This is a genomic window from Nonomuraea sp. NPDC050404, from assembly GCF_040655495.1.
In the GTDB taxonomy this organism is placed as follows: domain Bacteria; phylum Actinomycetota; class Actinomycetes; order Streptosporangiales; family Streptosporangiaceae; genus Nonomuraea.
Window position 1 is genome coordinate 595,665 of the sequence record NZ_JBFAKB010000004.1, and the last position, 26,109, is coordinate 621,773.

The window sequence follows — 26,109 nt, forward strand, 5'->3', positions numbered from 1 at the left end:
AGCATCCTCCCGATGCCGGTCCGCGCCTCCTCGCCGAGAGGTGAGGTCCCGATGCCTTGATTCCGGGGCCGCTCGTGTGGCCGTGTGCTGGGGCCGTCTACTGGGGCCGTCTACTGGGGCCGTCTACTGGGGTCGTCTGCGCAGAACGCGCTTCACCCGCTTGGCCAGGATGGCGCGCATGCCGTCCTGGCTGCGCTGGGCCACGTGCAGCTGCTTGCGCAGCGTGCCGACCTCGCGGCGCAGCTCCACCGCGCTCTTGCGCCAGCGCCCCGCCTCGTCCCGCCACTTGGTGACCTGGCCGCGCAGCCGCTCGGCCTCCTTGGCCAGCCGGGCCGCCTCGGACTCCGCCTCGATCCTGGCCTTGTACGCGGCCCGGCGGCCGAGCAGCTCACCGGGCTCCGGGCCGAAGCCGTACTGCTCCCCGACGACCCACCGCACGCCCGAGACGTCGTCCACGGCGTCGTCGAGCGGTTCGCCCGCCCCGGCCACCAGCCGGGCGCGGGCGAAGGAGGACACACGTTCCAGCCTGGCCTCGGCCACGCCCCGCTCAGACTCCTCCAGCAGCACCCTGATCAGCCCAAGGCCCTCGGCGCGCGCCAGGTTCAGCAGTCTGGCCAGGCTGTCCTCGCCCGGCACCCAGCCCGCCGGCAGGCGCAGCACGAAGGGGACCGACGGGTGCACCTCCTCCTCGGTCGCCAGGCGTACCCGGCTCTCGTGCTCGTAGTGGCCGTGCACCAGCACCAGGTCGAGGTTCGGGTCCTTGAGCGGCGCGCGGCGGTCGCGTTCGAGGGTGTCCCAGGGGCCGGTCAGGACGATGGACAGGTCCACGACCGTCCCCGCGAGCAGGGCGTCCACGCTGGCGCGCACGGCCTCGTACCCGGCGGTGCCGTCGATGACGGCCGTCACGTTCGGGATCTTGTACTGCCTGGCCGGATGCGTGCGCAGCCACTGGTAGGCGGGAATGCGGTCGGCGACGAAGGCGTGGCTGACCCGGTCGATGCGCTGCTGGTCGCGCATGCGCATGGTCGGGCCGAGATGGTAGGCGCGGGCCCGCGGCTCGGGGATGAACACCGCGCCCGCCTGGGCGAGCCGGTAGCCCATCTCGGTGTCCTGGCCGAGGATCAGGTCGTCGTCCATCGGGCCCGCGGCCCGTACGAGGCGGGCGTTGACCGAGGTGGCGCCGCCGACGTGCAGGCTGAACGGGCGCACCGGGTTGTTGGTCAGCCCGTCGGTCCGCTCGACCATGCCGACCAGCCAGGTGTGCGGGTCGGCGGGCTCGAAGGCCGCCTCCAGGTCCTCGGGCAGTTCCGCGGGCAGGTCGGCGGAGGTGAAGCGCATGTAGCCAGTGACGGAGAGGTAGGGGGCGGTGTGGTGCCAGCGCATGTGCGCCTCGACGGCGCACGGCGTGAGCACCACGTCGGAGTCGAGCCAGTGGATGACCTCGCCCGTGGCCTCGGCGAGCCCGGCGTTGCGGGCGTTGGCCCGCCCCGGCCGGTCGCAGCGGACCAGGCGGGCGGCCGAGCCGCCGGGGATCCGCAGCGGCGGCTCGCTGCCGTTGTCGACCACGATGATCTCGGTCAGCTCCGCCGGGTACGTCTGCCGCGCCAGCCCCTGCAGCACCAGGTCCAGCTTGTCCTGACCGCCGTAGGCCGGCACGATCACGCTGACCCGCAGCTCGGGCGTGAACTCCTCTGGTGGAGTGAGGATTCGATAGTCGTTACCGCGTACCCGCCGCACACCGTCCACGGACGCCGGCTGCCCGGCACCCTCAGCTTCAGTCTCGCGAGGGGTTACGGACATGTGCGCTGCGCTCCCTGAAGTCGGCCCGGATCTGTGAAGGGCCTTACCGTAGGGCTCTTACCTGGGAAAATGCTGGGACCGTCCTCGGATTCCGGTGTTTGGGCTGGTCAGAATTATCAGCATGCACCCAGGAAAGGGGCGCGCGGAAGGGGTTTCGCCCCGCGACGCCGGAGGTTTTCGGTCTACCGGGCGGGATTTCGGTCACGCGTGCTGACCGGGGCAAGCCAGAGGCCGGTCAGCGCGTCGATGAGGCCCACGGCGGTGGGCTCCCAGCTCGTACGGGCCGCCGGGCCGTCTCCGTACAGGGCCGGCTCGCGCTCGGCCAGCGTGTGCACGACCAGCAGGCGGCACATGTCGCCCCGCTCCGCGCGCACCTCTTCCGGCAGGTCGGGGAGCAGGCTGAACATTCCCTCCAGGGTGCGCCGCATGGAGGGTGTGGCCATGGACTCGCCGATGACGATCTCGCGCAGCGCGGGCACGGTGTTGACCTGCGCCAGGCAGCGGGCCCGCCAGGTCGGCGCGCCCAGGGAGTCCAGGTGGCCGGTGACGGGCCGTACCAGGCAGGAGATCCACGCGCGCACGTCGGGGGAGTCGCCGATGGCCGCCAGCATGGACAGGCGGCGCTGCTCGGTCTCGGCGGTGTAGCGGCGCACGATCGCGCGTACCAGGTCGGCCTTGGAGCCGAAGTGGTAGCCGACGGCGAAGTTGTTGCCCTGGCCGGCCGCCAGGCCGATCTGGCGGTTGGACACCGCGCCCACCCCGTGCTCGGCGAACAGCCGTTCGGCGGCGTCGAGGATGGCCTCGCGGGTGTCACGCGCCCGATCGGTCCCGGCGGCCATGGTCAGCGCCCTGCGATCATGGTCACCACCGCACCGGGACCCGCTCCAGGCCGCCGATGAGCAGCCCCTCACGGCGCTCCAGCTCCTCGGCCGGGATCGCGAGCTCCAGCGTGGGCAGCCGGTCGAGCAGCACGTTGAGCACGGTCTGCAACTCGGTGCGGGCCAGCGTCTGGCCCAGACACGAGTGCGGGCCCACGCCGAAGGTCAGGTGCTGGTTCGGCGAGCGGTCCAGCCGCCACTCGGCGGGCTCGTCGAACTTCCGCTCGTCCCGGTTGGCCGCGGACATGCTGCAGATCACGGTGCTGCCCTTGGGCAGGATCTCGCCGCCCACCTCGAGCTCCTCGGTGAGGTAGCGGGGCAGGCCGATGCCGGGGTTGGCGTCCATCCGCAGCGCCTCCTCCACCGCCTGGCGGACCAGCGTACGGTCGGCCAGCAGTGCCTCCCAGCGGGACCGGTCGGCCAGCAACATCGACATCATCTTGCCGATCATGTTGGCGGTGGTCTCGTGCCCGGCCACCAGCAGGCCCTTGGCCGTGGCCAGCATGAGCTGCTCGGTGAGCCGCCCGTCCAGCCCCTCGACGACCGCCAGCAACTCGCTGACCAGGTCGTCGCCCGGCTCGGTCCGCTTGGTCTCGACGAGCGCGACGATGTAGGCGTCGAACTCGGCCTGGGCGGCGTCGATCTCGTCCTGGCCGAACTTGCTCATGCTGAGCATGGTGTCCGACCAGTACGCGAACCGGCCCCGATCGGAGTCGGGCACGCCGAGCAGGTCGCAGATCGCCCACACCGGCAGCGGGAACCCGACGGCGGCCCCCAGATCGGCCGGCTCGCCCTGCTCGACCATGGCCTCGACGAGCTGCTCGGCCATGGCCCGCATCCTGGGCTGCATCGCGGTGACCCGCTTGGCGGTGAACGTCCTGCCCACGAGCTGCCGCCACGCCCGGTGGGTCTCCGTCGTCATGGCGCCGGCGCTGTTGCTGAACGGGCCGCCCGACTCATTCGTCGTCACGCGGGCGGCGTCCTCGGCGTCGAGCTGGCGGGTGAAACGAGGGTCGGACAGGACCTCCTTGACATCGTCGTACCGGGTCAGCAGCAGTGCCTGGTCGCCGCTGACCAGCCGGACCTGTGCCACGGGGCAGCCCTGCCTGAACTCGGCCCACTCCTGCGGGGGTTCCAGTGGGGTCGGGTTGCGGAAGGGGTACTCGGGCGCCTCGGTCACGATCACTCTCCCTTGTGGGGGTACCGGTCCCGGCCATTCAAGTCAGCGCCCCTATTTAAGTCAAGCGACTCAAACTCCGGAAAGGTCGCGATCATCGGCGCATCTGCGCAGGTACCGCCTCGGCGTCCTCCGGCGTCCGCAACTGGGTCTTGGCGAACCCGGTCAGTACCACCCAGTGGCCCGGCGACGACGGCGGCCGGCCGACCTGGGGTGGGGCCGTGGGCGCGGGAGGCCGGCCGCGCCCACGGCCAGGATGGGACGTCAGGGGGAGATGCGTCCCGCGCCGGCCCCGGCGCTCACGATGGACTTGACGCTGGAGGCGCTGTCGAGCGTGTACGAATACGGAATCGACCTGACGCTGCCGCCCGTCTGACCGCTGCCCGAGCCGACGAAGTGGTTGTTACGGGCGACCAGGGTGCCGGCCGGGGAACTGCCCTCGCCAAGGTGGTACGGGTCGTCGGTGTTCTCGAAGTAGTTGCCCTCGACCAGCACGCCGGCCTCCTGGGTCGAGGCCACGCCGTAGCTGCCGACACTGCGGTAGAAGTTGTTGTAGACGTGCACGGGGTTGCCGAACCGTACGCGCGGGTGGCGCTGGTTGGTGCCGTCGAACCAGTTGTGGTGGTAGGTCACGCGGAGCCTGCCCCGGTCCTCGCCGCCGTTGCTGTCGCTGTGGCCCAGCAGCATGGTCTTGTCGTGGCTGAAGAACCTGTTCCAGGACACGGTGACGTAGTCGCTGGCCCGCTTGATGTCCAGGGCGCCGTCGCCGCCGTTGCTGAAGGAGTTGTGGTCGATGTAGACGCGCGTCGAGTACTGGACGTTGATGCCGTCGTCGCCCCAGTTGCGGAAGTTGAGGTTGCGGATGATGACGTTGGAGGCGTTGGACACGTTGAAGCCGCACCCGGAGATGGTCGCGCCCGAGTTGCCGAGGACGCTCTTGTTGGAGGCCACGCGGAGCATGCCGGAGCAGGAGATCGTCCCGGAGACCCGGATCACCGCGGCGCTGCCGGACGACAGCGCGCTGGTCAGCGCCGAGGCGCTGGTGACGGTGATCGGCGGGGTCGTACCGCCGCCGGTCGTACCGCCGCCCTGGGTGGCCCAGCCGACCAGCGGCGTGTCGGCCGCGGCGGGCGCGCTGGCGGCCGCGGTCAGCCCGGCGGCCGCGGCGGCCAGGCCGGTGACGATGGTGAGGACGCGTCGTGTTGTTCGCATGGGTGTGCTCCTACTGCGCTGTTGTCTGTAGGTGGAATCCCGGCGAGCTCGCTGCCTGCCGTCCACGTATGTGAACGGCTGGCATGGGAGTGAACGACAGTGAATCTAGGAAAGCGCTTTCCCCTCGTCAATGGGACCCGGCCCACCCTCCGCGCCGGGATCGGCGTCGTCCCCGGTCAGCGCCTAACAGAGCAAAGTTCCGTCAGTGAAACTTTCATGTCGAACCCGTTCGGGCCCGCGGGCGGGGTGGGCGTGGGGGCCGGCGTCGTGATCGCCCCCGCTGCGGGCGGGCCCTCCCTCCAAAGAAGGCGGGCATTTCATCAAAGGCATTCTTCTGATTTCCGGACTTGTGACGCTTCTTTTTGGCCATCCAAATCTGCATGGCCTTCCGTGGCCCGGCCCCGTGGGGCTCCGCTGAATGGTTCCGTCTGCCGCGGCCATTCCTCCGGCCCGGCCAGCGGTTTTACATGGCGTCCTGACCGGAAGATCAGGATCGCCTTCGGCTAGGGGTTCATAGGGGTTGTCGGTCTAATGGCTCAATTGGAATCTTTGGTATGTCCTGACAGAAAAATCAGTTCATAAGAAAGGTTTTCGGTCATGTTCATTGAAGAGCTTGATATAGAAGGCGTCTTCATGGTCGAGCCCAAAATCTTCCCCGACCTGCGGGGGGTTTTCCTCGAACCGTTCAGCCAGCCGGCTTTCCGCAAGGCGGTGGGGCATCCGCTCTGGGTGGCCCAGGTGAACTGCTCGTGGTCTCACCGCGGCACCATCCGCGGCCTGCACGTCGTGGGGTTGCCCGGCCAGGCCCGGTACTTCAACTGCGCGCACGGGACCATGCTCTGCGTCGTCCTGGACACGAGGATTGGCTCGCCCACCTTCGGCAAGCACCTCGCGGTCGAGGTGACCGCGGAGAGCAGGCGCGCCCTCTACGTCGCGGAGGGCCTCGCCGCCGGCTTCCTGGCGCTGTCGGAGCACGTGACGGTCTGGTATCTCTGCTCAAGCCTGTACTCGCCGACCACGACCGTCTCGATCGACCCGCTGGATCCCGACCTGAACATCCCCTGGCCGAGGGATCACGAGTTCATTCTGTCGGACATGGACAGGAACGCTCCATCCCTGCGGGAGGCCGAGGAGCGCGGGCTGCTTCCGTTCTACCGCGACTGCCAGGCCCGTTATGCGGAACTCGACGCGATGGCCGACATCTATCCGTGAGTCAAGTGGACGCCTGCCGTCGAAGCTTAGACCCACTAGTAAACTTGACTGCGCCCCGCATAGGGGTATGCGCAGAGTAGCGGCAATGGCGCAAAGTGCATCGGAGTGGTGGCCGGGTAAGCCTTTTTTCTCTCTTGGTAAAGGCGCGGCCACCGAGCGTTTTTATCGTTCATAATTAATTCACAGTCCGGCCTGGCCGCTTAAGTCTGGTAGGGGTCATTCCTGGCTTGCAACGCCGATTGGCAGAGGGACTTAAGGCGCACGCGCTGCCCCGGAAAATGGCCTAGTGTAGCTCGGTGACCACACAGATGATCATTGTTAACGGCGGGTCGAGTTCGGGGAAGTCGGGGATCATACGGTGCCTGCAGGAAGTGCTGCCGGATCCGTGGCTGGCGTTCGGGGTTGATTCGTTCATCGCGGCGATGCCCTTGAAGATGCACGCGTCGGACGGCGGGATCCAGTTCGCGGAAGATGGCGGGGTGAGTGTCGGGGCGGACTACATGGCGCTGGACGCTGCCTGGCGGCAGGGCATCGTGGCGATGGCCCGCGCCGGCGCGAAGATCATCATTGATGAGATCTTTCTCGGCGGGGCGGGCTCCCAGCGGCGGTGGCAGCAGAGTCTTGGCGACCTGGACGTGTTGTGGGTCGGGGTCAGGTGTGACGGCGAGGTCGCCGCGGGGCGGGAGATCGCGCGGGGTGACCGGGTCCAGGGCATGGCCGTGTCCCAGGCGGCCGTAGTCCACGAAGGGGTGGCCTACGACCTGGAGGTGGACACGACCCATACCGAGTCCCTGGTGTGCGCGCGGGCCATCGCCGCCCGCCTCACCTGATCGCCCGGCTACTTCCGCCGCTGAAGTCCGGGCGTCGCCGCCTCGCGCGGCTGCCGTGTGGCGGCTCCGCGCGGCTGCCCCGCCACGGTCTCGCGCGGCTGCCGTGTGGTGGCTTCGCGCACCTGCCGCGTCGCGGTCTCGCGCGGCTGTCGCGTCGCGGTCTTGCGTCCCTGTCCTGTCGCGGCTTCGCGCGGCTGTCGGGTGGCGGCGGCCTTGCGGGTCTGGGCGGCGTCGCGGTGGTCCTGCTCGCTGGTCTGGTGGGCCGATCGCGCGTTCCGGTGGGCGGGCCCCTCGGCGCGGCGGGCCGGGGCCGCGATGGACGGCACCAGGCGCCGGTTGCGTACCAGCCAGCTCGCCCGCTCCACGTCAGGCGTCAGATACCGGTCGTCGCCCAGCGGCGCGACATAGCGCCGCAACTCGGCCAGCAGAGCCTGGGTGGCGGTGCCGAGCGGCAGCGGTGCCATTTTCTGCGCGATGAGGTCCACGCCCTGGGCCGCCATCAGATACTGCACGGCCAGCACGACCTCAAGCCGGTCGAGGTTCTCGTGCAGGTGCCTGACCGAGGCCATCGCCATCGTGTTGTGGTCCTCCTGGCCGTCCTTGACCGGCCGGGACAGCGTGCCCGCGGGGGTGGCCCTGACCTGCATCTCGGGGACCAGCGCGGCGGCCACCGTCTGCACCTGCACCATCCCGGAGTTCAGGCCGACCTCCCCGCCGGCCAGGTTCGCCGGCAGGCCGTAGCTCCACCTGGGCGACAACAGCCGCCCGGACAACTCCTGTGACAGCACGCCGACGTCGGTGATCTCGGCGTTCAGGTTGTCGGCTAGGTGGCCCATGACGGAGCCGTCCCAGTTGCCGCCCATGACGAACTCGTACCCGGTGCCCCGGTCGCGCCTGAAGACGAGCGGGTTGGAGGTGGAGGCGTTGGCCTCGCGCACCAGGGTCCGGCGGGCGTCGGCCAGCTGGTGCCGGAGTCCGGCCAGGATGTGCGGGGCCGCCCGTACCGACACCGCGTCCTGCACGCGCGGCGAGTAGTTCGCCGGGTCGAGCCGCCTGCGGCCCTCGTCCGTCATCCAGCGCGAGCCCGCCACCATCGCGCGCAGCCGCGCGGCCACCACGTTCTCCTCGGGAATGCGGCGCTCCCGGTGGGTACGGGCGTCCAGCGAGCCCCGCTCGGCCCTGATCGCCTCCATGAACAGGGCCAGGGCGCCCTCCGCCTGATCGGCCAGCGTGGTGGCCCGGTGCAGGGCGTGCAGCAGGGAGGCGGCCAGCACGGTACTGCCGCTGATGATCGGCAGCGCCTCCCCGGCCTGCAGGGTGAAGTCCCTGGTGAGCCCTGCCCTCGGCAGCATCTCCGACGCGGGACCCTGCTGGCCCCGGTAACGTACCGGCGCGTTCTCGCCGATCGCCGCCAGGCCGGCGGCCGCCTGCGGTTGCAGATCGCCGGTGCCCAGCGAGCCGATCTGCGGCATCAGTGGCACGACCCCGGCGTTGACCAGGTCGAGCAGCCGCTGCGGCACCTCGGGCCTGACGCCGACCCTGCCTCTGGCCATCTGGTTCGCCTTGAGGACCAGGGCGAGTTTGACCACGTTGTCGGGCAGCGGCTCGCCGACGCCCGCGGCGTGTGAGCGCAGGACGTTGCGCTGGAACTGCTCGGCCTGCTCAAGGGTGAGCGGGCGGTCCTTGAGCGGCCCGAGCGCCTGGTTCCAGCCGTAGACGCGCTGGCCGTCCAGGGCCGCCAGCGCTCCCGCGCGGCTCCTGGCCATGGCCGTGTTCGCGCCCGGCGCGATCCTGGCCGAGACGGGACGGCCGTCGAGGATCGCGAAGGCGTCGGAGAGCGAGAACGAGTCGCCGTCCAGCACCAGGTTCACAGGGGCGGCAGGGGCGGCGGCGGGTCGTGCTGATGTGGGCGGGGCGGGCTTGGTGGCCGCCCGCGACGCCGCTGCCTGGCCCGGTCCGGCCGCCGCCTGCCCGGGTACGCACAGGACGGCGAGCAGTCCCAGGCCAGTGCCGATCCGTCGTAGTTCGCTCATCTTGCCCGTCCCCCGGCCATGGTGAAGATCAATGCCGATTTCGTTATAACGAGGGCGGTGAGCGGAATCGGCGATGTTCGGGGACCGCGCACGAATTGCTGACCCGATCTCGACCGGTTCCAGGCCAAGCGCCCTCAGCCGCCGAGGCAGGTCCAGGACAAGCGCCCTCAGCCGCTGCGGCAGGTCCAGGACAAGCGTCGTCAGCCGCCGCGGCAGGTTCCGGGGCCGCGTGCCGTCAGCCGGTGCGGCGGAAGGCTCCAGGGCGGCGTCGTCAGCCGCCGCGGCGGTAGGTCAGCCGTCGCAGGGCCGTCTCCGCGGGCCCGCGCCCGCCCGCGCGGGACAACAGGGCGGCGAGCACCACGGTCCCGAGCCAGGTGAGCACGGCGATGCCGGACGCGGCAGCGTCGCCGAGCCGGGGTCCGAGACCGCCCAGGTAGGGGGTGAAGATCGCGACGAACACCACGGACTGGAGCAGGTAACACGTCAGCGACCACTGCCCGCACGCGACCAGCCCCCGCACCACCGCACCCGGCCGCCGCCTGCCGCCCTCCCACCCGGCCACGACCAGCCCGACCAGCGCCGCGTACCCCAGGCCACCGGCGATGCCCGAGGCGCTGTGCACGGCGTACGCTGGTACGGAGATCGCGTACGAGGGAGTCCAGATCTGCGTGTCGATCAGCGTCAGCGGCACCCCGCCGATGACCGAGATCGCCGTGCCCACGCCGGCGATCCGCGCGAGCGTCGCCCGGTGCGCCCCCGGCTCCTCCAGCATGCGGCGGCGGGCCGCCCAGAAGCCGAGCATGAGCGCCGGCACGACGCTCACCAGGAAGTACGTGGGCGTCATGCCGGACCAGCCGATGATCCGCATCACCGCGGCCTCGACCGGGTCGGCCATGGCGGCGGGCGTGTCGCTCTTGCCCGCGGTCACGGTGAGCACCCCGAGCAGCGCGACCACGACGACGTGCAGCACGACCCCGATCCCGGCCGCCCACATCAGGGCCCGGTCGCTGCGCCTGATGAACCCGATGAAGATGAGCCCGACCAGCCCGTACGCGCCGAGGATGTCACCGAAGAACAGCAGCAGCGCGTGACAGAAGCCGAAGGCCAGCAGCCACAGGCTCCGGCGGCGCAGCACGCCGCGCACCTGAGTCCAGCTCCTGCCGCTCGCGAGTTGCCGGTTGGCGAGCTGGACCAGGCCGTAGCCGAACAGCGCGGCGAACATCGGCAGCGCGCGCCCGTCCACCAGCAGGATCTGCACGCCGGCCACGAGCCGGTCGAGTACGCCGCCGTCCAGGGTGTAGCTCCGGAAGCCGGTGGGGTGCCCCGACAGGTACATGTGCGCGTGCGCGACCGCGATGAGCAGCAGCATGAAGCCGCGGGCGAGGTCGGGGGCGAGGGCCCGCTGCGCGACCGGCACGGCCTGCCGGGCAGGGGGCGGGCCGGAAATGGGCGCGGAAATGGACATGACTATCCCCAGTGATTAGATACGGGAGTGTAGCTTATGCTCGCTCGCTAAGATACACCGTTGTTGCTTAAAAGGGGAGCGCGTGATGAGTGAAGGCGGCGGGCGGACCCGGCGGCGTGGCGAGGAGCTGGTCAACGCCATCCACGCCGCGGTGCTGGAGGAGGTGCTGGAGGTCGGCGTCGGGCGGCTGAGCATGGAGGGCATCGGCAGGCGGGCGGCGACCCCCCGTACGACGTTGTACCGCCGCTGGCCCGACCCCATCGCGGTGCTCCTGGACGCGCTCTACCACGCGCACCCGGTGGAGGAGCCGACGCCGGGCTCCGACGACCTGCGCGGCGACCTGATCCGGGCGCTGCGGCTCATGGTCGGGTGGATGCTCAGCCCGGCGGGCCAGGCGGTCGCGGCCATCGTCACCGACCCGAAGGGCTCCGCGCTGGTCTCCGAGGCCCTGTACGAGAAGGTCTTCAACGCCCGCGGCGGCACGTTCACCGGCACGGTGCTGCGGCACTACGCCGAGTGCGGCCTCTTCCCGGCAGAGCGGCTCACGTGGGTCGTGCTCGACCTGGGCGAGGCGCTCATCTCCAAGCGGGTGATCGACATCGGCGGCCCGCCCACCGACGCCGAGCTGGCGGCCATCGTCGACCAGGCGATCCTGCCGGCGATTGGGCTGCGCGAGAGGTGACGGCCGCGCGGGAGTCTTCCGCCGCAGGGCGCTCGCGTTTGTTACCGAAATTGTGCGGGGTGGTTTGTCCAGAGGAAAGCTCCGTTACCGGTACGGTCGTCTCTTATGGAGATCTGGATCAATCCCGCGTGCTCGAAGTGCCACTCCGCCTTGTCCGTCCTGGATGCCGAGGCGGCTGAGTACACCGTGCGCCACTACCTGGAGGATCCACCCAACGAGCCCGAACTGCGCGAGGTCCTGGGCAGGCTCGGCCTCGAACCGTGGGACATCGCGCGGACCGGCGAGGCGCGGGCGGCCGAGCTCGGCCTGGCGGACTGGCCGCGTGACATGTCCTCCCGCGACCGGTGGATCAGGACTCTGGCGCAGAACCCGATCCTGATCCAGCGGCCGATCATCACGGCCGACGACGGTTCCGCGGTGATCGCGCGCTCCGAGGACGCTGTGCGTTCCGTGTTGTGACTCGGCGCAGTGGCTCTGCGTTATTAGTATTGGTTTCATGCGATTTAGGCGCGTACGTACTCATCGGATTGTCTCCTGGGACGAGGTCCTGCAACACGTCGCGGCCGAGAACCCGGCGTGCGTGATCTTCGACGTCGAACCCCTGGTGAGTTACTGGCGCAACGGCTCCGCCGATCTGGAGACGGGCGTCGCGCGCGTCGTGGATGAGATGTCGAAGCTGGCCTGCATCCGCATGGTGGCCTTCGCCACCAACTCCAGCCGCCGTCCCGCCGCCGCGCTCATCCGGGAAGGGCTGGACATCCGCTATGTCTCCGACGCCGGCAAGCCGTTCAAGTCGCGCGAATATCGCGGCTTCCCGAAGCCGGGCATGGTGATCGGCGACCAGATGGCCACGGACGGGATGCTGGCCTGGCGCCTGGGCTACACCTTCCTGCACTACCGCCCGGAGCGCGCCACCGTTCCCCGTGGGCCCCGCGCGATGAACTACGTCGGCCGCCCTCTGCGCCACCTCTTCGCGGCCGTCATCTATCCCGACCCGTCCGCCGCGCCGCCCCCGTTCCGTGAGGGCGAGTCCGGCCGGGGATAGCGCCCGCACAGCAGGAAGGCCGCGGCCCCGCGGGCGAAGCGGGGGCGCGGCCTTCCTGGTCGGGGTCAGGCCGTGGGCACGGCCTGCTGCTTGGGGCTCTCCGGTTCCGGCAGGTCGAGGCTGTCGCGGAGCTGGGTCGGCTTGAGGAAGGCCGCGGCGATCAGGCCCACGACGGCGATGCCCGCCGAGATGAGGAAGATGTGGCCGGTGGCGTCGCCGTACGCGGCCCTGACGATCTCCCTGATGGGCTCGGGCATCGCGGCGAGGTTCAGGCTGCCGCCGGCCGCGGCGGCGTCGCCGGTGACCGGGATGCCCGCCTTGGCCAGGCCCTCGGCGATGCTGGCCGAGACCTGGTTGGCCAGCACCGCGCCGAGCACGGAGACGCCGACGGTGCCGCCGAGCGAGCGGAAGAAGGTGATCGCGCCGCTGGCGGCGCCGATCTCGCGCAGCGGGACGGTGTTCTGGATGACCAGGACGAGGTTCTGCATGGACATGCCGACGCCGATGCCCACGGCCAGCATGTACGCCGACACCAGGACCAGCGAGGTCTCATGGTCGATGGTGGCCAGGCCGCCGAAGCCCGCTAGCAGGACGATCAGGCCGGTGACGATGTAGGGCTTGGTGCGGCCGCTGTTGGAGATCATCCTGCCGCTGATCGTGGAGGACAGCAGGACGCCCACCATCATGGGGATGGTCAGCAGCCCGGCGGCGGTGGGACCGTACCCGCGGCCGATCTGGAAGTACTGGCCGAGGAAGACCGCGCCGCCGAACATGGCCATGCCGACCGCGAGGCTGGCCAGGATGGCCAGGGCGGGCGTACGGCGGCTGATGACGTGCAGCGGCACGACCGGCTCCTTGACCCGGGACTCGACCCAGGTGGCCACGGCGAGCAGCAGCAGGCCGCCGCCGGCCATGGCCGCGGTCTGCCAGGACAGCCAGTCGAAGGAGTTGCCCACGAAGGTGACCCACAGGAGCAGGACGCTGACGCCGGCGGCGATGAGGCCGGCGCCCCAGTAGTCGATGCTCACGTCGGCGCGGCGCACGGTCGGCAGGTTCAGGGTCCTGGCCAGCAGCGCGAAGGCCGCGATGGTGAAGGGCACGGCGATGAAGAAGCACCAGCGCCAGCCGAGCCACTCGGTGTCGGCGATCAGGCCGCCGAGCAGCGGGCCGCCGACCGTGGCCACGGCCATGACGGCGCCGAGGTAGCCGTTGTAGCGGCCGCGCTCCTTGGGCGTGATCATGGCGGCGATGACGACCTGTACGAGGATCTGCAACGCGCCCATGCCCAGGCCCTGGATGGCGCGGAAGGCGATGAGCTGGCCCGTGTTCTGGGCGAAGCCGCAGGCCAGCGAGCTGACCATGAAGATCACGATGGAGATCTGGAGCAGCAGCTTCTTGTTGAACAGGTCGGCGAGCTTGCCCCAGATGGGGGTCGAGGCGGTCGCGGCCAGCAGTGACGCGGTGACGACCCAGGTGTACTGCGACTGGCTGCCCTCCAGCGCCCCGATGATCTGCGGCAGCGCCACCGAGACGATGGTGCCGCTGATCATGGCGACGAACAGGGCCAGCAGCAGGCCGCTGAGGGCTTCGAGGATCTGGCGGTGGGTCATCGGCTCCGCCGCGGACGGCGCTGCCGGCTGTGCCTTCACGCGCAACTCTCCGATCTAGGAATAAATGGATGCAACTCGGACACCTTACATGCTCATTGGGCAACTTTGCGCATTGAGCATTTATTCCCATTGGGTAAGCTTGTCGCATCATGAGCAACACAGCAGGTCTGCGGGAGCGCAAGAAGGCCGAGACCCGTCAGTCGGTGCACGAGGCCGCGCTGCGCCTCACCATGGAGCACGGGCTGGACCACGTGACCGTCGAGGCCATCGCCGACGCCGCCAACATCTCCAGGCGGACGTTCTCCAACTACTTCGACGGCAAGGAGGACGCGCTGCTGTACGGCGACGAGCAGCGCCTGGACAGCCTGGCCCAGCGCGTACGCGAGCAGCCGGCCGACCGGACCGCCTGGCAGGCGCTGCGCGAGGCGCTGGAGAGCCTCTACGTGGGCGGCGGCGGCCCCGACCGGGAATGGCATTTGCGCGCCCGCCTGGCCATGCGCCACCCCACCCTGCTGGCCAGGCAGATGGCCGGCCGGGTCCGGCTGGAGCGCGAGCTGAGCGGCGCGGTGGCCGGGCGGGCGGGCGACGTGGAGCCCGAACTGGTCACGGCAGCGTTCCTGGCCGCCCTGCGCGTCGGCACGCAGTGGTGGTGCGCCGAGCACGAGACGCGCAGCCTGTACGAGCTAACGATCCTGGCCCTCGACCAGGTGGCCTGCCCGTTCTCCTGACCAGGCCCGCTCCTGACCAGGCCCGCTCCTGACCAGGCCCGCCTTCCTGACCAGGCCCGCTCCCGCCGCCCGTGATGATCACTGTCTGGTCCCGCAGGGACGTCTCTGTCGTCATGCGGCGAAGCTGAGGGCTGACCCCGGGGTCAAGGTCAAGCCCGGTCGCCGTGCGCGCGGGCCCGCCACAGCAGGTACACGAAGTACGGCGTGCCGATCAGCGCCGTCACCAGGCCCGCCGGCACCTGCGCCGGGGCGATGACGGTACGCCCGAGCGTGTCGGCCAGGCTGACCAGCAGCGCCCCGAGCAGCGCGGCCACCGGCAGCACCCTGGAGTGCCGGGCGCCGACCAGCGCGCGGGCGGCGTGCGGGGCCACCAGGCCGACGAAGCCGATGACTCCGACCGCCGAGACCGCCGTGGAGGCCAGGAGCACGGCTCCGGCGAGCGCGCCCAGCCGTACCGGCTCCAGGGGGACGCCCAGGATGCGCGGCGTGTCCTCGTCCAGGGACAGCAGGTCCAGGTCGCGGCGCAGCCAGGCCAGCAGGGGCACGACGATCAGCAGCGCGAGCGCGACGGGGATGAGCTGGGCCGGGACGCGGCCGTACGTGGAGCCGGACAACCACGTCAGGGCCTTGGCGGTGTTCCACGGGTCGGACAGCACGATGATCAGGATGATGATGGACGTGCACGCGGACTGCACGCCGAGCCCGATCAGCACCAGCCGGTCGGAGCTCAGCCCGCCGCGCCAGGCCAGCCCGTACACCAGCGCGAACGCCGCCAGCGCGGTCGCTCCCGCCACCGCGGACATGGTCCAGATGCCGGCCGTCGGCACCAGGCTGAGCAGCGCGATCGCGCCGACGCCCGCGCCGGAGGTGACGCCCAGCACGCCGGGCTCGGCCAGCGGGTTGCGGCACACGGCCTGCACGGCCGCGCCCGCCACCGCCAGCGCCGCGCCGGCCAGCACCGCGGCGAACACGCGCGGCCAGCGCTGGTCGAGCACGAAGGTCAGCGCCCGCCCGCTGCGGCCCTGCAGCCAGTTGAACACGTCGCCGGTCAGCAGCCACCGGTCCCCGCCCAGCATGCCCACCAGAACCGCCCCCGCGAGCAGCGCCGCGCAGAGGGCGATCATGACCAGGAAGGCGGTGCGCGAGCGGGTCGCGCCCGTGCGCACGGCGGGCGGCCGGCGGGTCGGGCCCGCGTCGCGGTAGCGGCGGGCCAGCCACACCATCACCCCCGCGCCCAGCACGGTGGTCACCACACCCGGCGGCACCTCCACCCCCGCCTGCGCGCCCAGCACGGCCCGCAGCACGATGTCGGCGCCCAGCACGACCAGCACGCCGGCCAGCCCCGACAGGGGCAGCATCGTACGGTGCCGGTGCAGCCCCGGGATGGAGCTGGGCAGCAGCCGCACGACCACCGGCGCGCACAACCCGACGAAGCCGATCGGCCCCGCGATCGTCACCGCGCCGGCCGACAGCAGCACCGCCAGCAGGGTGAGCCACAGGCGCAGCCGCCGCACGTTCACCCCGAGCACGGTGGCGCTGTCGTCGCCCAGACCCAGGATGTCCAGCCGGGGGCCGGCCAGCACCGCCGCGCCCAGCGCCAGCGCGATCACCGGGCCGAGCTGGGTGACGGCGTTCAGGTCACTCTGGACGAGCGAGCCGCTGCCCCAGGCGAACAGCCCGGTGGTCTCCTGCTGAAAGAGGATCATGACCAGGTTCGTCAGCGACTGCAGCGCCAGCATGGTCGCGGAGCCGGCCAGGATCAGCCGGGTCGTGCCGGAGCGCCCGCCCGCCGACAGCGCCAGCACCAGCGCGGCGGCGGCCAGGCCGCCGATCAGGGCCAGCCCGCCCGACAGCGCCACCGGCAGCGTCAGCCCGAACGCCGCGGCGGAGGCGACCGCCAGGTACGCGCCCGAGCTGACGGCCAGCGTGTCCGGCGAGGCCATCGCGTTGCGGGCGACCGCCTGCAGCAGCGCGCCCGCCACGCCCAGCGCCACACCGACGCAGACGCCGGCCAGCAGCCGGGGCAGCCGGGAGGCCAGCAGCACGCGCGCGGCCTCCTCGGCGTTGCCGGAGTCGCCGCCGAACGGCAGCGCCAGCAGGTCGAACGCGCCGATCGACGAGGTGCCCTGCGTCACGTGCACGGCGGCCACGACGATGGTGGCGGCCAGCGTGAGAAGGAAGACCCCGGCGGTGCCCAGCCGCCGCAGCGGCGTCTCGGGCGGTGCCGGGGTCAGGACATCCGTGCTCAAGCGGTGTACGCCTTGACCAGCACGTCGGCGAACTGCCGGCACGAGAGCGGCCCGCCGAAGGTCCAGATGCCGTTCGGCAGCTTGGTGACCTGCTTCTGCTCCACGAACGGCAGCGACTTCCAGATGGCGTTGTCCTGGAGGCCGTCGGTGAAGACGTCCTCGCCGTCGGAGGCGTTGTAGAAGAAGCGGGTGTCCTTGTCCTTGAGCACGGACAGGCCCTCGACGTCGGTGGTGCCCAGGCCCCACGCCTCATCGACCTTGCCCGTCCAGGCGTTCTTCAGCCCGAGCAGCCCGGCCACGTCGGAGACCAGCGAGCCCTTGCCGAACAGGCGGACCGAGATCGTGCTGCCCTGCTTCCACCCGTCGGCCATGATGAACGGCTTGCCGGCGCCGCCGGCGGCGGCGATCTTCTGCTTGGCGTCGGCCATCGCCGCGTCGAAGTCGGCCAGCTGCTTGGTGGCCACGTCGGTCTTGCCGACCGCGGTGGCGATCATGTTGAGGTCGTCGCGCATGCGCTTGAGGTTGTCGGTGGCGTCGCTGCCCTTGGCCACGATCACCGGCACGAACTTCTCCAGCTGCGCGATCAGCGCGGAGTCGTCGGACTCCATGAGGACCAGATCGGGCTGCAGGGCGCTGATGGAGTCCACGCTGGGCTCCTGCCGGGTGCCGACGTCCTTGACCGAGGCGTCGAGCGTGACGGCGGTGTCCCAGGTGGCGAACCCCTTCACGTCGGCCGCGCCCACCGGCATCACGCCGAGCCCGGCCAGCATCTCGGTCTCGCCCCACTCCAGGCTGACGACCCGGGTGGCGGGGCGGTCCAGCTTGACCTCCTTGCCGCGGCTGTCGGTCACGGTCACGGCGGCGGCGGTGGCGGACGCCGTTCCGGCGGAAGGGGCCTGCTCGGGTACGGGCGCCTCGGTCGTGCCGCAAGCGGCGAGTACGACGATGGCGGCGAACGCCGTCAAGGGGGCCGTCAGGGCACTGCGCATGGTGGTTCCTGTCATGGTTGTTACGGGGACGGTGATGTTCTGGCGGCCGGTCACGTCACCGCGGGGACGGTGGTGTTGTGGCGGCCGATCGGCCGGGTGGTCACGGTGCCCGTCCTGGGGTCCTGGCTGACCTCGATGCGGATGCCGTAGGTGTCGCTGAGCAGGTCCTCGGTGAGCACCTGCGCGGGCGGGCCGTCGGCGCGGACCCGGCCGTGGTGCAGCAGCACGACGTGGTCGGCGATCTCGGCGGCCTGGTTGAGGTCGTGCAGGACGACGCCGATCGCCACGCCGTGCTCGTCGGCCAGGTCGCGGATGAGCTCCAGCAGCTCCACCTGGTAACGCAGGTCGAGGAAGGTGGTGGGCTCGTCGAGCAGCAGCACGCCGGTGTCCTGGGCCAGGCAGGTGGCCAGCCAGACGCGCTGCAGCTCGCCGCCGGACAGCTCGTCCACCGGCCGCTCCGCCATCGCCGCCACGCCGGTCAGCTCCATCGCCCTGGTCACGGCGGCGGCGCCCCCGGGGTCCGCGGCCCGCCAACGCCGCCTGTAGGGGTGGCGGCCGTACCCGACGACGTCGCGCACCTGCACGCCGCCGGGCGTGGGGCGGCTCTGCGACAGCAGGGTCACCCGGCGGGCGAAGTCGCGCGCCGGCAGGGCCAGCGCGTCGGCGCCGCCGGCCAGCGTCACGGCGCCGCTGTCGGGGCGGTGCAGCCTGGCCAGCGCCCGCAGCAGGGTCGACTTGCCGCTGCCGTTGGGGCCCACCAGCGCGGTCACGTGGCCAGGCCGCAGGGTGATGCGGCCGTCCTCGACCACGGTGGTGCCGTGGTAGCTGAGGGAGAGCTCCGTGCCGCGGAGCGAAATCTCCTCGGTCATGCGCCCAAGGTTAGGCTAGCCTTGCCTCATGTGCCATCCCGGGTCTCCCTAACGACTGTCATCGGCCCCCGTCAGAGGGTTGGACGGCTCAGGGCGGGGACCAGCCGAGATCGCCGAAGGCCCGCTCCGCCCAGCCCCGCACCATGGGCAGGTCGTCGAGGTGCGCCTCGTCGAGCAGGGACTCCTTGAGCTGATCGAGTACGCGGGCGCGGAACTCGGGTGACAGCCGGTCACGGTCGGCCGCGAGCTGACGCAGGAAACGGGCAAGATAGGCGTCCCCCGCGACGGCGTGGCCGCCCGGCCGGCTGTTCACGATGACCCGCAGGCATTCCCCGTAGGCCCGTTCCAGGTCGTCGCCGCCGTACGGATGACTGGAGGCCAGCCACACCCGCGTCAGGGCGTTGGTGACCGAGACCGTCCGCTCGGCGCTCAGCACGCCGAAGGCCGTGGTGGCCTCGATGTCGTCGGCGCCCTCCATGTCGTCGTAGTCGAGCTCGGCCACCAGCGGCGCGAGCGCGTGCCAGGCGATGTCCTCGGCGAAGTCGCAGTTGAAGTAGCTCTCCCGCAGCAGGTGGTGACTGCGGTGCAGGCGCCAGCCGTGCCGCTCCCGCCAGGGATGCCCCGGCGGCAGGCGGAACATCCAGTAGGCGTCCAGCTCGGGCGGCGTCCAGGAGGGCTCCTCGCCCCAGCCGATCCTGACCTCGCGATCGCCTTCGTACCAGACCCGCCGGAGCGACAGCAGGGCGGAGAGGTTGCCCCAGCCCTCGGCGGTGAACTGCGAACGCCACAGGAAGGCGTGCCTGCGCCACTGGGCCGCGGGGGCGGGCGTCCCCGGGAACAACTCCCGCCCGTTGACCGGCCCGCCCACCATGACGATCAGCAGGAGCAGGTTCGCCGAGTAGGCGGCGTGCCCGGCGGGAGCGCCGATCCTGGCGGGCCGGTAGGCGGACCGGACGACGCGACCCGGGGGATAGAGCGCGCCGTGGAAGGCGGTGAGCAGCAGGCCGCGCAGCAGGCGGCGCCGGTCGTCGGACAGTTGCCCGGTCAGCGGGCGCAGGAACTCGATGACCTGGCCGCCTGTGGTCAGCGGGGCGAAGGACAGCAGAGTACGCATGAAGCCGTCGTCCACGGCGCGCTCGGCGGCCATCAGCTCACGCTGGATCTGCCGGGCGACGAGGAACTCGCCGAAGGAGGAGTGCAGGAACTGGCACGTGGTGACCGTGGCGTCCCTGCGCAATGCCTGGGTCTGGTGAATGAAGAAGAACCTGCCGACGACCCGTTGCGCCGGGGTCGGCGCGGTCTGGGAGCCGCCCTTTCTGCGCTCGCCGGCCGGGCCGCCGGTCAGCGCGCTCAGGTCGGCCGAGAGCTCCTCGTCGGTGACCCACTGGCGGCCCCGGTTGAACATGGCGAACGCCGCGACGGACAGCCGCAGCAACTCGTGCTCGACGGCCTCCTCCAGCGGCTCGCCCGCCAGCTCAGGACGGGTCTTGTGGATCTCGCGTTCCACGAAGCGCCGCAGGATGCGGTCGTACAGGTCGGCGCGGTTCAGCTCGCCCTCGTAACGCTGCAGCGCGTTGTCGGGCGCGTCGTAGAGCGCCAGCATCAGCAGGAGGAGCGGCTGCGCCGCGAGCTCCGGCTGCCGCAGCGCCGCCTCCGCGGCCAGCGGGCGCACGCCGCGCCGGGTGAGCTGGTCCAGGTTGTGCTCGTTCCAGATGGCCAGCCACCGTTCGACCTGCCGATGGGTGAACGGCTCCAGCCGCATGGCGACGGCGCCGGCGCGCGGGATGCGGGCCCGGTCGACGACCGCGATGCGGATGGTGATCAGCACCGCGACCGGGCGGCCCTGGTCGGCCTCGCGCTCCTGGAAGCGTACGACCCGCTCCAGGTAGTCGCTCTGCCCGATGCCGGACGCCTGCAGCAACTCGTCGAAGCCGTCGATCAGAATGACGGGCAGCGCGCCGCCGGCCGTGCCCGCCACGTCGGGCCAGGACAGGCTCGCCCCGGTCGCCGCCCTGATCGCGTACTCGATCTGGGACTGCAGGTCGGTGTCGGCCGGGACGTCGCGCAGCGCCACCCGCACGGTCAGGAAGTCGGAGGCGGGCAGGCGGGCGGCCAGCACCTGGGTGAGCACGGACTTGCCCGAGCCGGGCTGGCCCAGCACGATCAGCGGGGAGCGGGTGGCGGCGATCGAGGTCAGGTGGCCGATCAGGAATTCCTGGAGGTCGTCGCGGACGGGATGGCCGTCCCACCACTGCTCCTGGTCGATGCCGGAGGACTCGACGGCCTCGGCGGCGCGGAAGCAGGGCGTGACGTACGCGCTGGCCAGCGACGGGATCGTCAGCCCCTCCGGCAGATCCCCTGTCGTCACGATGGGCCGGTCGAGCACGCTGCGGTAGCGCCTGGCCAGCGCCTCGCGGCGGGCATCGACGGGAACGGTCCCGGCGGCGATCTCCTCCAGCGCCAGGCCCAGCCCCTCCATGCCGGCCTGCAGCGCCACCAGCCGCCGGTGCGTGGCGACGTGGTCGAGCCGGTTCGCCCAGAAGGCCACCTCGGGGAAGTCGGCGGCCAGGCGCCGCAGGTGCTCCTCGTAGCGGCGCAGCGCGTGCTCCGGCACCTCCAGCGTCAGCTTGCGAACGACCTCGCCGGGATCGGCCAGGTCCGCCCAGGCGGTGGAGTCGCGCAGGTAGACGAGGAGCCGTTCGCCCAGGGCGGCGTAGAACGCCGGTAACGCGCCGGGCAGGGGACCGGCGGACTCGCCGGGGATGTCGCTGTCGTGCAGCACGGAGGCCAGCGCGTCCAGGCGCTTGGAGGCGGGCGGCCGGCCGGTCGCCAGCTCCACCTGCGCCGGCCTGTCGAGCAGCGGCCCGGCGACCGGCAGCGCCGCCGCGCCGACGGCCTCGAAGAAGCCGGTCAGGACGATGACCTTGTGCGCGGCGGTGAGCCGCTGCGTCCTGTCGAAGCGGCTCAGGCCGCGCATGCGGTCGGCCAGTCCGGTGATCAGTTCCTGGCTGAGCTGGACCAGTTCGCCCTTGACGTCGAAGAGGCTGAGGGCGAACTCGCCGCCCCCGCCCGTGGCGCTGATCAGCACGCCGCCGGTCAGCTTGTCCAGGGCGGCGATCAGCCCGCTGCGCGAACCGCCCAGCAGCTTGACCGCGTCGGAGTAGGAGAGTCTTTTCGGCACGGGTGCCTCCTCGACCGCTGACGCTGTCCATGCTGAACGATGCGTGCGGCGGCGTACAGCGGGTGCGGCCTCTTGACAGGGGGTTCTGTATCGATAAAGTAGCTTCGCTTTATCGATAAATGCGCCCCTAAGGCAAGGTGTTCAGAGATGAGCGAAAACGTGCTGCCCGCCGTCATCAACCTCGACGTCAAAGGCCCGGTGATCAGCCGGCACCTGTACGGCCACTTCGCCGAGCACCTGGGCCGGTGCATCTACGGCGGGTTCTACGTGGGCGAGGACAGCGACCTGCCGAACGCCGGCGGCATCCGGCTGGACGTGGTGGAGGCGCTGCGGGCGCTGAACATCCCGAACCTGCGCTGGCCGGGCGGCTGCTTCGCCGACGAATACCACTGGATGGACGGCATCGGTCCCAAGGTCGAGCGGCCCGTGATGGTCAACACGCACTGGGGCAACGTCGAGGAGAACAACCACTTCGGCACGCACGAGTTCATGGCGCTGTGCGAGCTGCTGGGGGCGGAGCCGTACATTTCCGGGAATGTCGGGTCTGGCACGGTGCGCGAGATGAGCGACTGGGTGGAGTACCTGACCCGTGAGGGCGACTCGCCGATGGTGCGGCTGCGCAAGGCCAACGGGCGCGAGGAGCCGTGGCGGATCCCGTACTGGGGGCTCGGGAACGAGGCGTGGGGCTGCGGCGGCAGCATGAGCGCCGAGCAGTACGCCGCCGAGGCGCGCAGGTTCGGCACCTACTGCCGCAACCACGGCGACAACAAGCTCTACCGGATCGCGGCCGGGGCGAACGCCGGCGACTACGCCTGGACCGAGACGCTCATGAAGCAGTTCGGCGAACTGGGCTGCGCCTACCGGCCCACCGGCTTCATGCAGGCGCTGTCGTTCCACTACTACACGGTCCCCGGCACCTGGCAGGACAAGGGCGACGCCACGGTGTTCACCACCGACGAGTACTACCGCACGATGGTGAAGGCCGCCCACGTGGACGAGCTGATCACCGGCCACTCCAACGTGATGGACTGCTACGACCCGGAAAAGACCGTGGGCCTGGTGCTGGACGAGTGGGGCACCTGGTGGAACGTCGAGCCGGGCACCAACCCGGGCTTCCTCTACCAGCAGAACACGCTCAGGGACGCGCTGGTCGCCAGCGTGCACTTCGACGTCTTCCACCGGCACGCCGACCGCCTGGTGATGGCCAACATCGCGCAGACGGTGAACGTGCTGCAGGCCATGATCCTCACCGACCCCTCCTCGGGCGCGCTCGTTCTCACGCCCACCTACCACGTGTTCGAGATGAACAAGGGTCACCAGGACGCCGCCTCCCTGCGCGTGGACCTGCTCGGCGATGTGCCCACCCGCGAGGTCGGGAGCGACACCCTCGCGACCGTCTCGTTGTCGGCCAGCCGCAAGGACGGCCGGGTGCTCATCTCCCTGTCCAACCTGGACACCGACCGGCCGGCCGACGTCGAGCTGGACCTGCGTGGCGGCGCGCTCACCGGCGTCCGCTCGCGCATCCTGACCGCGGGCGAGCCGCAGGAGCACAACAGCCCCGAAACGCCCGCCGCGGTCGCGCCGCGCGCTCACGAGCAGGTCACGGCCACGGCCTCCGGACTCCGCGTGCACCTGCCCGCCCACTCCTTCGTCACCGTCGAGGCGGACCTGGCATGACCGCGCCCGAGTGATCCGCGATAAGCTCACCGCCATCGGTGGCCTGCGCGGACGGCCTCGGCCGGGTGCGGCGCACGCGGAGTCCGCGCAGGTGAGCGGCGGGCGCGGGTCCGCGCAGGTGAGCGGCGGCCACGTGGGTCCGCGCAGGTGAGCAGAACGTGGGGCACGGCATGGTGACCATGACAGACGTCGCCCGGCTGGCCGGGGTGTCGAAGATGACCGTCTCCAACGTGGTCAACAACCGCCCCGGCGTCAGCGAGCCGGTGCGCCGCCGCGTGCTGGAGGCCATCCGCCAGTCGGGCTACCGCGTCAACGTCTCCGCCCGCACCCTCAAGTCCGGGCGGACCGGCGTCATCGGCCTGGCCGTGCCCGACATCGACAGCCCGTACTTCGGCCACCTCGCCGTCCACGTGATCGACGAGGCCCGGCGGCGGGGCTTCCACGTCGTCGTCGAGCAGACCGGCGCGGCGGCGGCCGGCGAGGCCGGCGCCATCGCCCACTCCCGCACCCTGCACTTCGACGGGCTGATCCTCAGCGCGGTCGAACTCGACCGCCTGGAAGGGCCCGCCGACGCCGACTACCCCATCGTGATGCTCGGCGAGCAGGACTTCGGCGGGCGCTTCGACCACGTCGCCATGCCCAACGAGGACGGCACCGCCGCCGCCGTCGCGCACCTGGCCGACCGGGGATGCCGCCGCATCGCGATCGTCACCGGCGGCGCCCTGGAGGGCGTGAACGTGGTGACCCGCCGTTACCGGGGCTATCGCGCCGCGCTCGCCGAACGCGGCCTCGACCTCGATCCGCCGCTGCTGTTCGTCCTCGACGGGATGAGCATGGAGGCCGGCCGCGCCGTCGCGCACCGCCTGGCCGACTCCGGGCAGGAGATCGACGGCGTGGTCGCGGTGACCGACACCGTCGCACTCGGCATCCTGCGGGGGCTGGCCGACCGTGGTCTGCGGGTGCCCGACGACGTGCGTCTCGTCGGTTTCGACGACATCCCGGAGGCGGCGTACGCCGTGCCCTCGCTGTCCACCGTGGCGCCTGACCACCGCTGGATGGCCGCCAAGGCGGTGGAGCTGGTGGTGGAGCGCGTGCTCGCCCCCCAGCGCCCGACCGGCCAGTACGTCGCCCCCTTCCGGCTCATGATCCGCGAGTCCACCCGCTGATCGCCGGCGTGTGCCCGGGAGCACCGCCGTAGCGCGTATTTGTGCGCGGACCGACCGGTGTCCGAGCGGGTTTACTTCCGGAGGTTCATCAACGGGGTGGACCAGACATCATGACAACGGGGGAACCCATATGTTCGCATCACGCATGCTCCGCCACGCCGCCACCGCCATCGGTGTGGCCGGGATCGGCGCCGCGCTCGCCTTACCGGCGCAGGCCGCCGCGCCCGTCTACAAGGAGCTCGAGTACCGGGGCAACAGCGCCAAGCTGGTCATGTCGGCGTTCGGGAACGTCAACGGCGCGAGCGTGGCGCTGCAGCCCGACACCAACAGCAAGTTCGGCCAGTGGGCGCAGACGGCCACCTTCTCCTCGGGCGGCGGGCAGGCGGCCTTCATCTACACGCTGCGGGCCAGCCTGGAGAGCGGGGGTTCCGCGTTGTGCCTGACCGCCAAGAACACCGTCGAGGTGGTGGTGGCGGTGTGCGACAACACCGACGGCCAGAAGTGGTTCCACCCGACCGCCGTCTCCGGGCCCGGTGGCACCCTGCCGACCAAGAACGTCGCGACGCTCCGGCATCTCGGGCAGAGCGGCTCGTCGCAGGCGACGCTGTCGCTGTTCCAGCAGATCGGCCCGCACTTCTGGGCCAAGCGCACCGCCTGACCCGCCTTCTGGGACCGGCTCACGCGTGTCAGACTGCGGGCATGACCCACACCCACGATGAGGATCCGGCGTGTGAGGTGGCCCACAGCGAGGCGCCCGCCCGGCAAGCCGGGCGGACGCTGGTCGCCGTCTTCGACTCGCCGGTGGCCGACTGCCTGCTGAGGTTCGGCGCCGAGCTCGGCTTCCGTACGATCCTGTACGAGCCCGACCCCGCCCGGCGTCCGGCGGGAAGCGGGACGGGGTTCAGGCTGGAGGCCGAGCTGGGCGGCTACCTGGACGGGACGGCCGACGTGGTGCTCACCGACCACCACCGCGACGAGATCGGCCCGATACTCCGCGACGTGCTCAAGTATCCCGTCCGGTGGGTCGGGATCATGGGCAGCGCCCGGCACACCGCGCCGCACGTGCGGGCGCTGACCGACCTCGGCGTGCCGGGGGAGGAGATCGACCGGGTGCACCGGCCGATCGGGCTGAACATCGGCTCGCAGACCCCGCCGGAGATCGCCGTCGCCACGCTGGCCGGCCTGATCGCCGACCGCAACGCCCGCCCCGGCGGCTTCACCTTCTGACCGCCCCCCGCCCAGCCGCACCATCCAGCCGCACTATCCGCACTATCCGCACCGTACGGCCGCACTTTCCGGGCCGTAC

General features: G+C 71.1%; 21 protein-coding genes. 10 read left to right on the forward strand and 11 right to left on the reverse strand.

The window, feature by feature from the left end; genetic code table 11:
• Positions 1-123 precede the first annotated feature (123 nt).
• The 4 genes from AB0I81_RS14140 to AB0I81_RS14155 all read right to left on the reverse strand — a co-directional run bounded on the left by AB0I81_RS14140 (position 124) and on the right by AB0I81_RS14155 (position 5,067).
• Positions 124-1,800, reverse strand: coding sequence for a glycosyltransferase (locus tag AB0I81_RS14140; RefSeq protein WP_360655420.1), 1,677 nt, complete (start codon positions 1,798-1,800; stop codon positions 124-126).
• 182 nt (positions 1,801-1,982) lie between these two features.
• The gene (locus AB0I81_RS14145; RefSeq protein WP_360655423.1) at positions 1,983-2,639 is read right to left on the reverse strand and encodes a TetR family transcriptional regulator; all 657 of its coding nucleotides are present in this window, start codon (positions 2,637-2,639) and stop codon (positions 1,983-1,985) included.
• 22 nt (positions 2,640-2,661) lie between these two features.
• Positions 2,662-3,858 (reverse strand): cytochrome P450, encoded by a 1,197-nt coding sequence (locus AB0I81_RS14150; protein ID WP_360655426.1) that lies wholly within the window; start codon positions 3,856-3,858, stop codon positions 2,662-2,664.
• Positions 3,859-4,119: 261 nt separating this feature from the next.
• Positions 4,120-5,067, reverse strand: coding sequence for a right-handed parallel beta-helix repeat-containing protein (locus AB0I81_RS14155; protein ID WP_360655429.1), 948 nt, complete (start codon positions 5,065-5,067; stop codon positions 4,120-4,122).
• A gap of 597 nt (positions 5,068-5,664) precedes the next feature.
• Between AB0I81_RS14155 and AB0I81_RS14160 the strand changes: the two genes are divergently transcribed.
• The gene (locus AB0I81_RS14160) at positions 5,665-6,279 is read left to right on the forward strand and encodes a dTDP-4-dehydrorhamnose 3,5-epimerase family protein (protein ID WP_360655431.1); all 615 of its coding nucleotides are present in this window, start codon (positions 5,665-5,667) and stop codon (positions 6,277-6,279) included.
• Positions 6,280-6,587: 308 nt separating this feature from the next.
• Entirely contained in the window at positions 6,588-7,109 is a 522-nt protein-coding gene (gene cpt / locus AB0I81_RS14165; protein WP_360655532.1) for a chloramphenicol phosphotransferase CPT, read from the forward strand.
• Positions 7,110-7,117: 8 nt separating this feature from the next.
• On the opposite strand, the gene AB0I81_RS14170 is transcribed toward cpt, so the two are convergent.
• Both AB0I81_RS14170 and AB0I81_RS14175 read right to left on the reverse strand, forming a co-directional pair.
• A complete protein-coding gene (locus AB0I81_RS14170; protein WP_360655434.1) occupies positions 7,118-9,142 on the reverse strand; it encodes an aromatic amino acid ammonia-lyase in 2,025 nt (674 codons plus the stop codon).
• 271 nt (positions 9,143-9,413) lie between these two features.
• A complete protein-coding gene (locus AB0I81_RS14175) occupies positions 9,414-10,607 on the reverse strand; it encodes a DUF418 domain-containing protein (protein ID WP_360655437.1) in 1,194 nt (397 codons plus the stop codon).
• Positions 10,608-10,692: 85 nt separating this feature from the next.
• Here AB0I81_RS14175 and AB0I81_RS14180 point away from each other — a divergent pair, with 85 nt between their 5' ends.
• From AB0I81_RS14180 to AB0I81_RS14190, 3 genes are all read left to right on the forward strand, one after another.
• Positions 10,693-11,289 (forward strand): TetR-like C-terminal domain-containing protein, encoded by a 597-nt coding sequence (locus tag AB0I81_RS14180; RefSeq protein WP_360655440.1) that lies wholly within the window; start codon positions 10,693-10,695, stop codon positions 11,287-11,289.
• 105 nt (positions 11,290-11,394) lie between these two features.
• Complete coding sequence (locus AB0I81_RS14185) at positions 11,395-11,748, forward strand: ArsC/Spx/MgsR family protein (protein WP_360655443.1); 354 nt, start codon at positions 11,395-11,397, stop codon at positions 11,746-11,748.
• Between the two features lie 37 nt (positions 11,749-11,785).
• Positions 11,786-12,334 (forward strand): hypothetical protein, encoded by a 549-nt coding sequence (locus tag AB0I81_RS14190; RefSeq protein WP_360655446.1) that lies wholly within the window; start codon positions 11,786-11,788, stop codon positions 12,332-12,334.
• Between the two features lie 65 nt (positions 12,335-12,399).
• Here AB0I81_RS14190 and AB0I81_RS14195 read toward each other — a convergent pair whose 3' ends face one another.
• Positions 12,400-13,944, reverse strand: coding sequence for an MDR family MFS transporter (locus AB0I81_RS14195; protein WP_360655534.1), 1,545 nt, complete (start codon positions 13,942-13,944; stop codon positions 12,400-12,402).
• A 149-nt stretch (positions 13,945-14,093) separates the two neighbouring features.
• Between AB0I81_RS14195 and AB0I81_RS14200 the strand changes: the two genes are divergently transcribed.
• Positions 14,094-14,672, forward strand: a complete 579-nt coding sequence (locus AB0I81_RS14200; protein ID WP_360655449.1) for a TetR/AcrR family transcriptional regulator — start codon at positions 14,094-14,096, stop codon at positions 14,670-14,672.
• Between the two features lie 149 nt (positions 14,673-14,821).
• On the opposite strand, the gene AB0I81_RS14205 is transcribed toward AB0I81_RS14200, so the two are convergent.
• The 4 genes from AB0I81_RS14205 to AB0I81_RS14220 all read right to left on the reverse strand — a co-directional run bounded on the left by AB0I81_RS14205 (position 14,822) and on the right by AB0I81_RS14220 (position 21,960).
• Entirely contained in the window at positions 14,822-16,921 is a 2,100-nt protein-coding gene (locus AB0I81_RS14205; protein ID WP_360655452.1) for an iron ABC transporter permease, read from the reverse strand.
• Positions 16,918-17,910, reverse strand: coding sequence for an iron-siderophore ABC transporter substrate-binding protein (locus AB0I81_RS14210; protein ID WP_360655455.1), 993 nt, complete (start codon positions 17,908-17,910; stop codon positions 16,918-16,920). The genes AB0I81_RS14205 and AB0I81_RS14210 overlap by 4 nt, the downstream gene beginning before the upstream one ends.
• Positions 17,911-17,960: 50 nt before the next feature.
• Positions 17,961-18,779: an ABC transporter ATP-binding protein gene (locus AB0I81_RS14215; protein ID WP_360655457.1), complete on the reverse strand. Its 819-nt coding sequence runs from the start codon at positions 18,777-18,779 to the stop codon at positions 17,961-17,963.
• Between the two features lie 88 nt (positions 18,780-18,867).
• Entirely contained in the window at positions 18,868-21,960 is a 3,093-nt protein-coding gene (locus AB0I81_RS14220) for a hypothetical protein (protein ID WP_360655460.1), read from the reverse strand.
• Between the two features lie 147 nt (positions 21,961-22,107).
• Here AB0I81_RS14220 and AB0I81_RS14225 point away from each other — a divergent pair, with 147 nt between their 5' ends.
• The 4 genes from AB0I81_RS14225 to AB0I81_RS14240 all read left to right on the forward strand — a co-directional run bounded on the left by AB0I81_RS14225 (position 22,108) and on the right by AB0I81_RS14240 (position 26,030).
• Positions 22,108-23,637 carry an alpha-L-arabinofuranosidase C-terminal domain-containing protein gene (locus AB0I81_RS14225; protein WP_360655463.1) on the forward strand — a complete coding sequence of 510 codons (1,530 nt, stop codon included), beginning with the start codon at positions 22,108-22,110 and terminating at the stop codon, positions 23,635-23,637.
• A gap of 170 nt (positions 23,638-23,807) precedes the next feature.
• Positions 23,808-24,803: a LacI family DNA-binding transcriptional regulator gene (locus tag AB0I81_RS14230; protein ID WP_360655466.1), complete on the forward strand. Its 996-nt coding sequence runs from the start codon at positions 23,808-23,810 to the stop codon at positions 24,801-24,803.
• Between the two features lie 130 nt (positions 24,804-24,933).
• Complete coding sequence (locus AB0I81_RS14235) at positions 24,934-25,461, forward strand: RICIN domain-containing protein (protein ID WP_360655469.1); 528 nt, start codon at positions 24,934-24,936, stop codon at positions 25,459-25,461.
• 41 nt (positions 25,462-25,502) lie between these two features.
• Positions 25,503-26,030, forward strand: coding sequence for an XdhC family protein (locus tag AB0I81_RS14240; RefSeq protein ID WP_360655472.1), 528 nt, complete (start codon positions 25,503-25,505; stop codon positions 26,028-26,030).
• Positions 26,031-26,109: the final 79 nt, after the last annotated feature.